Consider the following 13,231-nt stretch of genomic DNA (forward strand, 5'->3'; position numbering starts at 1 on the left):
AGTGGCCGCGAAGGAGGCGACACCATGTCGAAGAACGCCAAGGTCGCAGCAGGGGGCGTGGCGGCCGGGCTGATCCTGTTGATCTGGCTGCCCTGGTGGGCCGCCCTGCTGATAGTTCTGGGAGTCCCGGCCGCCGCGTACCTCACCCTGGACCCCTCGCAGCGGCGCAGGCTGCGCCGCGTCACGCGCAAGGAGATCGGCCGCTGAGGCGCTAACGCCGCGCCGTCGCGGTTCCCGTCAGCGCGCAGGAGTTGACCACGTCACCGTCCGCGGGCCTGTCGACCGTGTGGTCCGCGGGCGGTTCGGTGCGCTGCTCCACCCAGGCGGTCAGCGCGTCGAACGCCGAACGGAAGCACGGCAGGATCGGCCGCAGCCGGTCGGGATACGTGTCGTACAGCCCGTCTGCATGGGTACCGCCCGTGATCGTGTAGTAGCGGTGCAGTTCGCCCCGCCCCTTCGCGTCGATCATGCGTGCGTACACGTCCGAGTCGGCGGCCTTGGGCAGCAGCGCGTCCATGTCGCCGTGCAGAGTGATCAGCGGCTTGCCGATGCGTCCGGTCAGCGCCACCCGGGCCACCGCCCGGTGGACGGAGGCGGGACGTTCCGCGTAGTCGTACGCCGCGTCGGAGGGGCACGGCGCCATGACCTCCTCCGGCGTGGACCCGGCAGTGGGGCCAGGGCAGCGGGGATCGTATTCCGGGTCGTACTCCGCCCGGTAGATCTTCTGCGTCAGACCCCAGTAGGCCTTCTCGTGGTACGGCCACAAGAACTCGGAGCCGCGCGCGAAGCCGGCCGCGTACAGGTCCTCGTCCCGTGCCGCGCCGAACGCCCGGGCGACCGTCGCCGGCAGGGAGGTGAGCAGGCTGGGGCCGTTCGTGGTCCACAGCGCGCCTTCCCAGTCCACGCCGCCGTCGTACAGTTCCGGGTGGTTCTCCAGCTGCCATCGGGTGAGGTAGCCGCCGTTGGAGATACCGGCGATGTAGGTGCGACGCGGCGCGTGCCCGGAGCGCTGGGCGGCCACCCGCCGGACGGCGCGGGTGAGCTGGGTGGTCCGCGCGTTCCACTCCGCGACGGCGTCCCCGGGCCGGCCGCCGTCCCGGTAGAAATCCGTTCCGCTGTTGCCCTTGTCGGTCGCGGCGTACGCGTACCCCTGGGCCAGTACCCGGTCGGAGATCGCCTTGTCCGTGGCGTACTGCTTGCGCGTGCCCGGCGCCCCCGTCACCACGAGACCGCCGTTCCAGTCGTCCGGCAGCCGGATCACGAACTGCGCGTCGTGGCGCCAGCCGTGCGTGGTGTTGAAGCGGGAGGAGTCCGGGAAGTACCCGTCGACCTGGATGCCGGGGACCCCGGACGGCGTTCTCGTACCGGCGGCCGTCAACCCGGCCTGGTCGGCCATGTCGGTGTACGGGGTGCCCGCCAGTCCGGCGGTCGTCAGATCGTCCAGGCAGGCGGTGCGCTGCATGGCCGCTCCCGGCACCCGCACGCGCTCCTGGCGGGAGCACTGCTCGCTGCCGTCGGCCGCCGCGGCGGCGGGTGCCGGCCCGGTCAGCGAGACCGCCGTGAGAACGGCGGCGAGGAACGGAACACCACGGAGCAGACGCATGGGGCCTCCTGGCGCGACGGGAAAGTGGAGCTGAGGGCTGCCCCATCGTGCGGGCCGACTCCGGCCTCTTCCATGGGTTGGGGCCACATGGAAAGAAAGCCCGGCATAGGGGCCGAGGACAGGAACCGCGCAGGTGGGTCTCACCGGCACCCCGGTAGCGGGGCCCGGTGTCCCACCCCGGTCAGCTCGGCCGTACGGCCATCCTGTCGAGGGCTTCCAGGAGCCCGGGCAGCGACGGGCCCCTGCCCACGGGCAGAACCTCACCGGGCTCCTCGTCGAGCAGGACGAAGGCGATGTCGTCGGTCCGGGCGACCAGCGACCAGCCCGGGCCGTCGGCCCGCAGGGTCCGCGCGTCCCCCGACGCGAACGACGACCGCACCCGGCCCAGCGGAGGAGGAGTGTCGATGTAGGCCCGGGCCTCCGCGAGGACCCGTCGGACGCCGCTGTGCCCGAAGGTTCCGGTGCCAGTCCCGTCCGGAACGCCGGCCGGGACCGGGGCGGCCCGTCCCGCGGCTCCCGTCTCGTCATCCGTGTCGGGCTCCGACTCGGCAGCGCCCGTATCGCCTTGTGCCTCCAGTCCGTCTGCCGGAGTGCCGTCCGCCCAACCGGCGCCTTCGGTGGGTGCCGGAAAATCCGCGTCGTCGATCTGCTCCCGCCACTGCGTCCACTGCAGCGCGATCTCGTCGGCCCCCAGACGCCGCTGTGCGGGCCCCCAGGCCGTGGTGTCCGGCGGCGCCAGCGCGGGGTCGGCGGACTCGGGGGCGGGATCGTGCGGCGCGGGAACGCCGGGGGCAGCCACGGCGACCGCGAGGGGCCAGCCGGGCAGCGCGGCGACGACCGTACGCTCGTCCGGCGACAGGTCGTACTCCATGCCGCAGTCCCAGGACGCCACGGCGACGGCGACCAGCGAGACGTCGTCGACGACGACGGTCCACCGGGCGCCGTCACCGTCCTGGCCGAGCACCAGACCGTAGCCGTCGGCCAGCGGCGGAAGACCGAGGGCCTCGCACGCCTCCACGTAGTCGTCGCCCAGCACACTCGGGAACTTCGCCGGCGTCAGCAGCACCGCCGTGAGCACATAGAGCGCATCCTCCGCGGCGGCGACGGCGTCCTCGTCCGGCCCGGCCATCCCAGCCTCCCCATCGGTCGTCCAACGGCGCGCACCCTAGTGCGACCGGGAAGCCCTTGTCACGACTCCCGGACGCACCCGAGCTGCGGCTTTCCGGCTGGACGGGGGCGAATCGACCACCCCGTCGGCACGCGTGCGTCAGGTCGCGGGCAGACCCAGCAGTGACCGGGCCACGTCCCGGGGCGACTCGTCGCGCTCCCGCGCGAGCGCGATCACGGCCCGGCACGCCAGCTCGTTCACCCCGAACGACAGCGCCTCCGGCGACACCCAGCCCGTCGCCTCGTCGATCCTGTCCTGGTCGTCCTCCGCGCACGCCGAGACGTATACGGCGGCGGCCTCGAACAGGTTGTGCGAACGCGGTTCACCTCCCGCCTTCCGCTCCGTGCGCCGTGCGGCGCGAGATCTGTTCCAGGCCTCGCGGATCCTTGCGAACAAGCGGATCACCCTCCCCTGCCGAATGCCACGACCGATCGTGCATCTCCTGCTGCTCAACGTAGAGTTGAAGCCTCGGCGGCAGAAGGGGACGGCCACGGTGAAGCGTTTCGAGCGCCTGGAGCAGATCCGGCGGATGGACCCGCACGAGGACGCCTCGGAGATCTACCGGCTCTCCTCGGCCTACGAATTCCCCTGGGACTTCGCCCGCGCCCTGGAACTGGCGCTGTACCGCACCTACGCCGTCCCGAGCATCGGCCGACTGCTGGCGGAGACGGCGGAGTTCACCGACCGGGCGCAGAAGCGGTACGACGACACGGCACTGCTCCTGGACGCCGTCGTCGAGCACGGTTTCGCCAGCGAGCAGGGCCGCACGGCCATCCGCCGCATCAACCACATGCACCGCAGCTACGACATCTCCAACGACGACATGCGATACGTCCTGTGCACGTTCGTCGTGACCCCCAAACGCTGGATCGACGCCTATGGGTGGCGCAGGATGTCGCGTCACGAGACCGTCGCCTCGGCCGTTCACTACCGCACGCTGGGCCGGTACATGGGCATACGTGACATACCGGCCTCGTACGAGGAGTTCGAGACCTGCCTCGACGCCTATGAGGAGGCCCACTTCGCTTGGGACAAAGGAGCGCGCAGGGTTTCCGACGCCACACTCGACCTCATGGCCTCCTGGTACCCGGGCGCCCTCGCACCGCTGCTGCGCACCGGGACCCTGGCCCTGCTCGACGAACCCCTCCTGCGGGCGTTCCGCTACACCCCGCCGAGCCCCGCCGTCCGCGCGATCGTGCGCCGCGCGGTGCGGCTGCGCGGGCGGACGGTCCGCCTGATGCCGCCGCGGCGCGCCCCGCACCACGCCCGGCAGAACCGGGAGATCAAGGGCTACCCGAACGGCTACCGGCTGGCGGAGCTGGGCACCCGACCCGTTCCCGGTGTCCGGGGCTGCCCGGTCCGGCACATCGACACGTCGTCCGCCGAGTGAGTCGATCGTCTCCCGCAGCCGACTGAACTCCGCGCGGAGGCGGCCGCACGGGCAAGCTGAGTGGTCAGCCCTCCCGCACGGCCAGGGCCAGGAACCGGGCGTCCTCGTCCGCGTACGACGTCATGCGCCACCCGGAACCGGCCAGCAAGGGCCGGAGCCGGGGCTCCGCGCGCAAGTCGTCCGGGGTGATCCGCCGGCCCCGGCGGGCCGCCAGTGCCGCCCTTCCGATCGGGTGGAACAGCGCGAGCACACCACCGGGACGCACGACGCGCGCCAACTCCGTCAGATTCCCGGCGGGATCGGGCAGGTGCGAGATGAGGCCCGCGGCGAACACGGCGTCGAGCGACCGTGACCGCAGGGGCAGCGCGGCGACGTCGGTCAGCAGCAACCGTCCGGCACGGTCCCTCCCGGCCCGAACGGCGGCCTGGAGCATGGCGGGCGCCAAATCGGCCGCGACAACCAGACCCGAGCGGCCCACGGCCGCGCGCAACGGGGGCAGGGCACGCCCGGTTCCGCAGCCCGCGTCGAGCACGCGAGCTCCCTCGTGCAGACCCAGTTCGGCGACCGCGGCCGCGTAGGCGGGGCCGTCGTCGGGGAACCGGCTGTCCCAGTCGGCGGCGCGAGCGCCGAAGAACTCCTGGACGTGCGTGTGGTCGTCGCTCATGCTCCGCATGATCCCCCAATGGCACGAAGGATGCCCTGGTGCACTTGTTCGAGCATGACGCGATCGTTCCAGGGCTTCTCTGTGTCACATAGCGACAGCGTGCGAAATGCGTCCCTGTTCTGCGCCCTCGCCGGGACCAGCGTCCCGGGGCCATAGGACACCTGGGTTACGCTGCCCTCGGCCGGCTGACCCCCGCGCTGTCGTACGCGATGGCCTGTACCGGCGCCGCCCTCGGGCTGCGCTGCACCGTGCGCGCCCTCGCCGCCGTCGGCCGCGCGCGCCGCAACTGGCCGCTCACCGCGGCTTCGGCGATCGGCACCGGCATCTGGACGATGCACTTCGTCCGTGGCGTCGGGGTGCTCGGAGACCATCGATCGTTTCTCGCCGCCGGCAGCGCCTACGCGACTGTGGGGGCGGCTGAGGAGAGGCTGCTCACCGAGGAGCCGAGAGCCATGACCGGCACGACCGTGCACGACCAACCGGACCGGGAGGAGCACGGCGGACGGCGACACGACGGCGCTGGCGTTGAAGATCCTGCTCACCGGGGAGTTCGGCGTGGGAAGACCACTCTGGTGGGCGCGGTAAGCGACATCAGGCCGCTGCGCACGGACCAGCAACTCAGCGAAGCTGGCCGGCTGGTGGACGACACCGATGGCATCGACCGCAAGGTCAACGACCGTCGCCGTGGACTTCGGGCGCAACACCATCCGGTCCGGCCTCTCCCTGTACCTCTTCGGCACACCGGGGCAGAACCGGTTCTGGTTCTGTGGGACGAACTGTCCCGTGGCGCGCTCGGCACCGTAGTCCTGGCGGACACCCGGCGCCTGGCGGACTGCTTCCCGGCCGTGGACTACTTCGAGCACCGACGCATTCCGTTCGCGGTGGCCGTCAATTGGCCTCAGGGGGGGGCACGCCGCCACGAGGCGCAGGACGTCCTGCGCGCCCTCGACCTGGACCGGGGAACCCCCGTGCTGCTGTGCGCCGCCCGGGACCGCGACTCGGGCAAGGAGGTGCTGATCCGGCTCGTCGAGTACGCCGGGCGGATGCGCACGCCCGGCCGCTCGACTCCGTGCGCTGAGCGGGCCGGTCCTGCCAAGCTCGCACCGGCGGGGCCTCAGTTCGCCACGGCCTTCTGGGCCAGGACTTTGTCAAGGGTGACGCGGACGAGGAGCTCGCCCGGAACCCCGTTGCGGGCCCCGAACTCCTCGGCGCGTTCCTCGCCCATGTACCGGGCCCCGATACGGGCGGCCCAGTGCCGGAGTTCGCCGAGGTCCTCCGAGACACGAGCGCGGCCCTGCAGCACGACGAAGTCGAAGGGTGGCCGGTCGTCGTCCACGCACAGGGCGACTCGGCCGTCACGCACCACATTGCGTCCCTTCACGGTGTCCCTGCCGGTGTTGAACACCACGTCGTCCCCGTCCAGCAGGAACCAGACCGGTGCCACGTGCGGGCTGCCGTCCGCCCGAACGGTCGAGAGCTTGCCGGTGCGGGTGCCCTCCGAGACGAACGCCCGCCATTCCTCATCGGTCATCCTCTGTGCCATGCCCACATCCTCCTTGCCCGGAGCACGGCCGTGGTGAAGGCTGGCGGGCAGATCCTCCGCCGCGGGGGAGACGCACGCACACGGGGACGACACGGGGAGATCGGATCATGGCGCAGAACCAGGGACTCGGCTGGCTGCTGGACGACCTGACCGAGCGGGTCGAGCACGTCCGGCATGCGTTGGTCCTGTCCAACGACGGGCTGGTGACCGGAGCCAGTACGGGCCTGCGCCGCGAGGACGCCGAGCACCTCGCCGCCGTCTCGTCCGGACTGCACAGTCTGGCCAAGGGATCGGGCCGCCACTTCGGCGCGGGCCAGGTACGGCAGACGATGGTCGAGTTCGACGACGCCGTCCTGTTCGTCACCGCTGCGGGCTCGGGCAGTTGCCTGTGCGTGCTCAGCGGCGCGGAGGCCGACATCGGGCAGATCGCCTACGAGATGACGCTGCTCGTGAACCGGGTGGGCGAGCATCTCGACGTCGATGCTCGACAGCCGGGTCGGATATCACCAACAGACCTCTGACCTGGGCTTTCAGTACTCCCGTGAGGCCTGTCGCGGAGTTTTCCACAGGCGCGACGCGAAGGTCGCGCCGGCGGCTACCGTTCTGTGTCAGGCGGGCGCGGACCGGCGCCCGCCGCACACTCCACGGGGGAGACGAACATGTCCGGCAGCATTCTCACGCACGAGACCACGACCACTCTCCGGCGCACCGGCGCCACCGGCGAGATCACCCTCTCGCCCGGCCGCGCGGCGAGGGAACTCTGCCTCAAGCGCGGTGAATTCGACCTCGCCGTGCACATCGGCCGCATCCGCACCGTGCCCGACGACTACGACGACCGGAGGGGTGGCCGACGCGTCACCCGCGACGAGATCGAGCGGATCCGGGCGCTGGAGGGATTCCCGGAGACCCTGCGCGAGAGCGTCCGGACCGTCGGCACCACGGAGGGCGCGGCCCTGATGGCGGTGGCCAAGGCCCGTTTCACCCGTCTCGCCCGTCTGGGCCTCCTGGTGCCCGTGAGGTTCTACGTCAACCGTTACCGTGCCGTCGTCTGGCTGTATCTTGCCGACGAGCTACGGCAGTTCGCGGGCGAGGAGATGAACGCCGCAGTGCTCAAGGGCCGTACGCCCGAGGGACTGAGGGACCAGTTGACGGAAGGCGTGGACCTGCGTCCCCGCAACTGGCGGGGACGGCACCTGGGGTTCCTGCTCCGCCACGCCGCCGACCCGTGGACCCGGGCCGCGGCGGTGGCGGCGCTGCTGGGCTCGGTCGAGGTGTCGGCGGCCGTCCGGGACCCCTACGAGCGTTCTCGTCTGAACCGGTTCCGCCCGGTGCCGCCGGCCCACGCGACCCCCGGCTCCCCGGCCGCGCGGCTCGTCGAAGAGATCATGACGGCGGCCGACCCCGACGAGATCGACTGGCTGCACACGAATCTGGCGGCCGAGATGAAGGCCGCTCGCCGGTACCTCCCCGCGCCCCGCCCCGCCTTCCGTCCCGTACCGTCTCCGCCCGATGGGGAAGAGACACGGCACGAGGCGGAAGAAACCGGACGCTTGTGCGGTCTGCTCGGCAGGCTCTGGCGCAGAGACCCCTGACTGGACCCGTGACTCGCGACTACTTCAGGGCCCGGAACAGCCCTTCCTGGACAACGGACACCAGCATCCGTCCCTCCCTGTCGTAGATCCGTCCCCGCGCCAACCCTCGCCCACCGGTCGCGATCGGCGACTCCTGGTCGTACAGGAACCACTCGTCCGCGCGGAACGCCCGGTGGAACCACATGGCGTGGTCCAGCGACGCCATGTCGAAGCCCCGCGGGCCCCACAGCGGTTCCACCGGGATGCGCACGGCGTCCAGCAAAGTCATGTCGCTGGCGTAGGTCAGGGCGCAGGTGTGCACGAGCGGGTCGTCACCGAGCGGCCCGACCGCGCGCATCCACACGGCGCTGCGGGGCTCGGCGTCCTCGACCTCCTCGGCGCTCCAGCGCAGCCGGTCCACGTAGCGGATGTCGAAGGGCTGACGGCGGGCCATCCGCTCGAACTGCTCGGGCAGCCCGCCGAGGTGCTCCCGGACCTCGTCGGCGACCTTCGGCAGGGACTCGGGGTCCGGGACCCTGCGGGCCGGCGGCAGCTGGTGCTCGAAACTCCCCTGCTCAGGCTTGTGAAAGGAGGCGGTGAGCGTGAAGATCGTGCGGCCCTGCTGCACCGCGGTGACCCGGCGGGTCGTGAACGACCGGCCGTCCCGGTCCCGCTCGACCTGGTACACGATCGGCACGCCCGGGCGTCCCGGACGCAGGAAGTACGCGTGCAGCGAGTGCACCGGGCGGTCGCTCTCCGTGGTGCGGCCCGCCGCGACCAGCGCCTGGCCGGCCACTTGGCCGCCGAAGACCCGCTGCAGCGACTCCTCCGGGCTGCGGCCACGGAAGATGTTGACCTCGATCTGCTCCAGGTCGAGCAGGGCAACGAGGCTCTCGGCCGGATTCGTCATCGCTGAAGTTCTCCTGTGCTCACAGCTGGCCGACATCGGTGACGCGGACGACCGCCCGGCCCTCCGCGTCGGAGGCCGTGAGATCGACCTCCGCGCTGATGCCCCAGTCGTGGTCGTCGTTCGGGTCGTCGAGAATCTGCCGCACGCGCCACAGGCCGTGCTGCGGCTCCTCTTCGATGATCAGCAACTTGGGGCCGCGGGCGTCGGGTCCGGTGCCCAGGTCGTCGTACTCGTCCCAGTACGCGTCCATGGCCTGGCCCCACGCGTCGGCGTCCCAGCCGCCCTCGCCGTCCATCTCGCCGAGCTCCTCGACCTGGTCAAGGGCGGCGAGCTCGACACGGCGGAACATGGCGTTGCGGACCAGGACACGGAAGGCGCGCGCGTTGGCGGTGACCGGCCGCACCTGATCGGCCTTCTCCTGCGCCTCCTCCGCGGTCATCTCCTCCGGGTTGGCCAGCTGCTCCCACTCGTCCAGCAGGCTGGAGTCGACCTGGCGCACCATCTCGCCGAGCCACTCGATCAGATCCTGCAGGTCCTCGGACTTGAGGTCGTCGGGGACGGTGTGGTCGAGGGCCTTGAACGCGCTCGCGAGGTAGCGCAGCACGATGCCCTCGGTGCGGGCCAGTTCGTAGTGGGAGACCAACTCCGTGAAGGTCAGTGCCCGCTCGTACATGTCCCGGATGACCGACTTCGGCGACAGCGGGTGGTCGCCGACCCAGGGGTGGCTCCTGCGGTAGGTGTCGTAGGCGTGGAAGAGCAGCTCCTCCAGGGGCTTCGGGTACGTGATGTCCTGGAGGCGCTCCATGCGCTCCTCGTACTCGACGCCGTCCGCCTTCATCGCGGCCACGGCCTCGCCGCGCGCCTTGTTCTGCTGGGCGGCCAGGATCTGCCGCGGATCGTCCAGCGTGGACTCCACGACGGAGACCATGTCCAGCGCGTACGACGGGGAATCCGGGTCCAGCAGCTCGAAGGCGGCCAGCGCGAAGGTGGACAGCGGCTGGTTCAGCGCGAAGTCCTGCTGCAGGTCCACCGTGAGACGGACGATGCGGCCCTCGGCGTCCGGCTCGTCGAGCTTCTCGACGATGCCGCCGTCCAGCAGCGACCGGTAGATGGCGATCGCCCGACGGATGTGCCGCACCTGCTGCTTGCGCGGCTCGTGGTTGTCCTCCAGCAGGTGCCGCATGGCCGCGAAGGCGTTGCCTGGCCTGGCGATCACGGACAGCAACATGGTGTGCGTGACCCGGAACCGGGAGGTGAGCGGCTCGGGATCGGAAGCGATGAGCTTTTCGAAGGTGCTCTCCGACCAGGCGACGAAGCCTTCGGGTGCCTTCTTGCGGACGACCTTCCGTCGCTTCTTCGGATCGTCACCGGCCTTGGCGAGCGCCTTCTCGTTCTCGACGACGTGCTCGGGCGCCTGGGCGACGACGAAGCCTTCCGTGTCGAACCCCGCGCGCCCGGCCCGGCCCGCGATCTGGTGGAACTCGCGGGCCCGCAGCGTGCGCACCCGGGTGCCGTCGTACTTGGTCAGGGCGGTGAACAGCACCGTACGGATGGGCACGTTGACGCCCACGCCGAGCGTGTCCGTACCGCAGATCACCTTCAGCAGACCGGCCTGCGCGAGCTTCTCCACCAGCCGCCGGTACTTGGGCAGCATGCCGGCGTGGTGGACGCCGATGCCGTGCCGGACGTAACGGGACAGGTTGCGGCCGAACTTGGTGGTGAAGCGGAAGTTGCCGATCAGCTCGGCGATCCGGTCCTTCTCCTCCCGCGTGCACATGTTGATGCTCATCAGGGCCTGTGCCCGCTCCACGGCCTGCGCCTGCGTGAAGTGCACGATGTAGACGGGCGCCTGCCGGGCCTCCAGCAGATCGGTAAGCGTCTCGGTGAGCGGTGTGTAGCGGTACTCGTAGGAGAGCGGCACGGGCCGGGTGGCCGAGCGGACCACCGCCGTGGGGCGGCCGGTGCGGCGCGCGAGGTCCTTCTCGAAGAACGAGACGTCACCCAGGGTGGCCGACATGAGGACGAACTGGGCCTGCGGCAGCTCCAGCAGGGGGATCTGCCAGGCCCAGCCGCGGTCGGGTTCCGCGTAGAAGTGGAACTCGTCCATGACGACCTGGCCAATGTCCGCGTGCTTGCCGTCGCGCAGCGCGATCGACGCCAGGACCTCGGCCGTGCAGCAGATGACCGGGGCGTCGGCGTTCACGGAGGCGTCGCCGGTCAGCATGCCGACGTTCTCGGTGCCGAAGAGTTTGCACAGCTCGAAGAACTTCTCCGACACCAGGGCCTTGATCGGTGCCGTGTAGAAGGTGACCTCGTCACGGGCCAGGGCGGCGAAGTGGGCGCCCGCGGCGATCATGCTCTTGCCGGAGCCGGTGGGCGTCGACACGATCACGTTCGCGCCGGAGACCACCTCGATCAGCGCCTCCTCCTGATGGGGGTAGAGCGTGAGACCGCGTTCCTGGGCCCACGCCTCGAAGGCTTCGTACAGGGCATCTGGGTCGGCGGTCCGCGGCAGCTGATCGATGAGGGTCACGCCCCCATCTTGCCTGGCCTCGGCCGTGATGGGGGAATCGGCTGTCCGTGTGAAGATCACGAACGCTACGCTGGGTCGCCGACCTGGCTGCGGCGGACCCGGACAACTGCACAGCGGCACACGAGGAATGGGGCGGGCAACGGCGATGATGGGACCAGCACACTCACTGTCGGGCGCCGCGGCGTGGCTCGGCGTCGGAGCGGCGACCGCCGCGGCGGGGCAGCCGATGCCCTGGCCGGTGCTGCTCGGCGGAGCGCTGATCTGCGCCGGAGCCGCGCTCGCCCCGGATCTCGACCACAAGGCGGCCACCATCTCTCGGGCCTTCGGGCCGGTCTCACGGGGGCTGTGCGAGATCGTGGACAAGCTGTCCTACGCTGTCTACAAGGCCACGAAGAAGCAGGGCGACCCGCGCCGCTCCGGCGGCCACCGCACGCTGACCCACACCTGGCTTTGGGCGGTCCTGATCGGCGGCGGCACCTCGGTGCTGGCCATCACGGGCGGCCGCTGGGCCGTGCTGGCGATCCTCTTCGTGCACATGGTGCTCGCCATCGAGGGCCTGCTCTGGCGGGCGACCCGCGGGTCCAGCAGCGACGTGTTGGTCTGGCTGCTGGCGGGGACCAGCGCGTGGATCCTCGCCGGAATACTGGACAAGCCGGACGGGGGTTCGGACTGGCTGTTCACCGCACCGGGCCAGGAGTACCTGTGGCTGGGGCTGCCGATCGTGCTCGGCGCGCTGGTGCACGACATCGGGGACGCGCTGACCGTCTCGGGCTGCCCCATACTCTGGCCGATACCGGTGGGGCGCAAGCGCTGGTACCCCATCGGCCCGCCGAAGGCGATGCGGTTCCGGGCGGGCAGCTGGGTCGAGCTGAAGGTGCTGATGCCGGCGTTCATGCTCCTCGGCGGAGTGGGCGGCGCGGCGGCGCTCAACTTCATCTGACACCCATCGCCCCCCGGGTTCCGTGCCGGTGCCGGTGCCGGTGCCGGTGCCAGTGCCCGTGCCGTGGCCTCGGCCGACACGCGGGATCGGTGGCAGGGTCCCTTCAGCCGGTACCGCCGGCGCCCTGCTCCTCGCCTCCGTCGCCGTAGCGTCGCTCGAAGCGTGCGACACGCCCCTCGGAGTCCACCGTGCGAGCCTTGCCCGTGTAGAAGGGGTGGCTTTCGGAGGAGATCTCCACATCCACCACCGGGTAGGTCTCGCCGTCGTCCCACGCGATCGTCTGGTCGCTGGTGGCGGTGGACCGGGTGAGGAATGCGTACCCTGCGCTGCGGTCACGGAAGACGACGGGCCGGTACTCCGGGTGCTTGTCCTGCTGCATGACTGCTCCTCTTGCGGCGCGGATTGGGGTGACGGCGGAACACCGCCGCGCGTGACGTCAGCCGGGCAGGGAGTCCTCGTCGACTACGTGCATCGCGGCCTCCTCGGCGGAGGCGGCGGCACCGTCGATGCCCACGTCCATGGCAACCAGAGCGGGCTCCTCGTCCTCATGCGTCCCTTCGTCGGGGGCCACGAGCCGACCGGAACGATCCGTGCCGACCTCGTTGTCCAGCAGTTCCCCGTCGGTGCCGTCGGAATCGCCAAGTCCGTCGCCGTCGGGAGCGAGCACGTCCGGCCGCTCCTCGGCGAGCCGCTGATCCAGCGTCTCGCCTCGGTGCCGTTCGGCGGCCGTCACGCCGGTGTGTTCCACCGCCCAGGGGCGTTCGGGCGGGGACCAGCCGCGGTCGAGGGGATCGTCCACGCCGTCGTACTCGAGGGTGTCCTCACCGTCGAGCAGCCCGGTGTCCTCGCGCTGCTCGGATCCGTCGGGCTGGTAGACGTCATCTCCCCATCCGCCGACGCTGTTCACGG

The 13,231-nt window shown here is 70.9% G+C and carries 14 protein-coding genes and 1 pseudogene; 6 read left to right on the top strand and 9 right to left on the bottom strand.

The genetic code is table 11. The annotated features are described in order from the left end of the window. Window positions 1–24 precede the first annotated feature (24 nt). A complete protein-coding gene (locus IE142_RS15770; protein WP_043375640.1) occupies window positions 25–207 on the top strand; it encodes a tail-anchor membrane protein in 183 nt (60 codons plus the stop codon). Between the two features lie 4 nt (window positions 208–211). Here IE142_RS15770 and IE142_RS15775 read toward each other — a convergent pair whose 3' ends face one another. The 3 genes from IE142_RS15775 to IE142_RS15785 form a co-directional block, all read right to left on the bottom strand. Continuing rightward, entirely contained in the window at window positions 212–1,603 is a 1,392-nt protein-coding gene (locus tag IE142_RS15775; RefSeq protein ID WP_191886355.1) for a tannase/feruloyl esterase family alpha/beta hydrolase, read from the bottom strand. A 181-nt stretch (window positions 1,604–1,784) separates the two neighbouring features. Next, window positions 1,785–2,732 carry an NADH-quinone oxidoreductase subunit E gene (locus IE142_RS15780; protein ID WP_191886356.1) on the bottom strand — a complete coding sequence of 316 codons (948 nt, stop codon included), beginning with the start codon at window positions 2,730–2,732 and terminating at the stop codon, window positions 1,785–1,787. Window positions 2,733–2,870: 138 nt separating this feature from the next. Next, entirely contained in the window at window positions 2,871–3,167 is a 297-nt protein-coding gene (locus IE142_RS15785; RefSeq protein ID WP_191886357.1) for a hypothetical protein, read from the bottom strand. 97 nt (window positions 3,168–3,264) lie between these two features. Between IE142_RS15785 and IE142_RS15790 the strand changes: the two genes are divergently transcribed. Then, window positions 3,265–4,161, top strand: a complete 897-nt coding sequence (locus IE142_RS15790; RefSeq protein WP_191886358.1) for an oxygenase MpaB family protein — start codon at window positions 3,265–3,267, stop codon at window positions 4,159–4,161. 64 nt (window positions 4,162–4,225) lie between these two features. Here IE142_RS15790 and IE142_RS15795 read toward each other — a convergent pair whose 3' ends face one another. After that, the gene (locus IE142_RS15795) at window positions 4,226–4,825 is read right to left on the bottom strand and encodes a class I SAM-dependent methyltransferase (RefSeq protein WP_191886359.1); all 600 of its coding nucleotides are present in this window, start codon (window positions 4,823–4,825) and stop codon (window positions 4,226–4,228) included. 519 nt (window positions 4,826–5,344) lie between these two features. Between IE142_RS15795 and IE142_RS15800 the strand changes: the two are divergent. Beyond that, window positions 5,345–5,903: pseudogene (locus tag IE142_RS15800) on the top strand (GTP-binding protein). A 36-nt stretch (window positions 5,904–5,939) separates the two neighbouring features. On the opposite strand, the gene IE142_RS15805 reads toward IE142_RS15800, so the two are convergent. Next, a complete protein-coding gene (locus IE142_RS15805) occupies window positions 5,940–6,368 on the bottom strand; it encodes a PPOX class F420-dependent oxidoreductase (RefSeq protein WP_191886360.1) in 429 nt (142 codons plus the stop codon). 107 nt (window positions 6,369–6,475) lie between these two features. On the opposite strand from IE142_RS15805, the gene IE142_RS15810 reads away from it, so the two are divergent. Continuing rightward, window positions 6,476–6,889 carry a roadblock/LC7 domain-containing protein gene (locus IE142_RS15810; RefSeq protein ID WP_043375649.1) on the top strand — a complete coding sequence of 138 codons (414 nt, stop codon included), beginning with the start codon at window positions 6,476–6,478 and terminating at the stop codon, window positions 6,887–6,889. A 138-nt stretch (window positions 6,890–7,027) separates the two neighbouring features. Next, window positions 7,028–7,960, top strand: coding sequence for a DUF6397 family protein (locus IE142_RS15815; RefSeq protein WP_191886361.1), 933 nt, complete (start codon window positions 7,028–7,030; stop codon window positions 7,958–7,960). 19 nt (window positions 7,961–7,979) lie between these two features. On the opposite strand, the gene IE142_RS15820 is transcribed toward IE142_RS15815, so the two are convergent. Both IE142_RS15820 and IE142_RS15825 read right to left on the bottom strand, forming a co-directional pair. Beyond that, window positions 7,980–8,849 (bottom strand): acyl-CoA thioesterase, encoded by an 870-nt coding sequence (locus tag IE142_RS15820; RefSeq protein WP_191886362.1) that lies wholly within the window; start codon window positions 8,847–8,849, stop codon window positions 7,980–7,982. A 19-nt stretch (window positions 8,850–8,868) separates the two neighbouring features. Next, a complete protein-coding gene (locus tag IE142_RS15825; RefSeq protein ID WP_191886363.1) occupies window positions 8,869–11,382 on the bottom strand; it encodes a DEAD/DEAH box helicase in 2,514 nt (837 codons plus the stop codon). Window positions 11,383–11,527: 145 nt separating this feature from the next. Here IE142_RS15825 and IE142_RS15830 point away from each other — a divergent pair, with 145 nt between their 5' ends. Next, complete coding sequence (locus tag IE142_RS15830) at window positions 11,528–12,322, top strand: metal-dependent hydrolase (protein WP_191886364.1); 795 nt, start codon at window positions 11,528–11,530, stop codon at window positions 12,320–12,322. A gap of 103 nt (window positions 12,323–12,425) precedes the next feature. Here the strand turns inward: IE142_RS15830 and IE142_RS15835 are convergent, their stop codons facing one another. Together IE142_RS15835 and IE142_RS15840 are read right to left on the bottom strand one after the other, a co-directional pair. Further along, window positions 12,426–12,701 carry a type B 50S ribosomal protein L31 gene (locus tag IE142_RS15835; RefSeq protein ID WP_191886365.1) on the bottom strand — a complete coding sequence of 92 codons (276 nt, stop codon included), beginning with the start codon at window positions 12,699–12,701 and terminating at the stop codon, window positions 12,426–12,428. A gap of 57 nt (window positions 12,702–12,758) precedes the next feature. Then, complete coding sequence (locus IE142_RS15840) at window positions 12,759–13,229, bottom strand: DUF5709 domain-containing protein (RefSeq protein WP_191886366.1); 471 nt, start codon at window positions 13,227–13,229, stop codon at window positions 12,759–12,761. Window positions 13,230–13,231 lie beyond the last annotated feature (2 nt).

Source organism: Streptomyces mutabilis, from assembly GCF_014649815.1.
GTDB classification, from domain to species: Bacteria; Actinomycetota; Actinomycetes; order Streptomycetales; family Streptomycetaceae; genus Streptomyces; species Streptomyces mutabilis.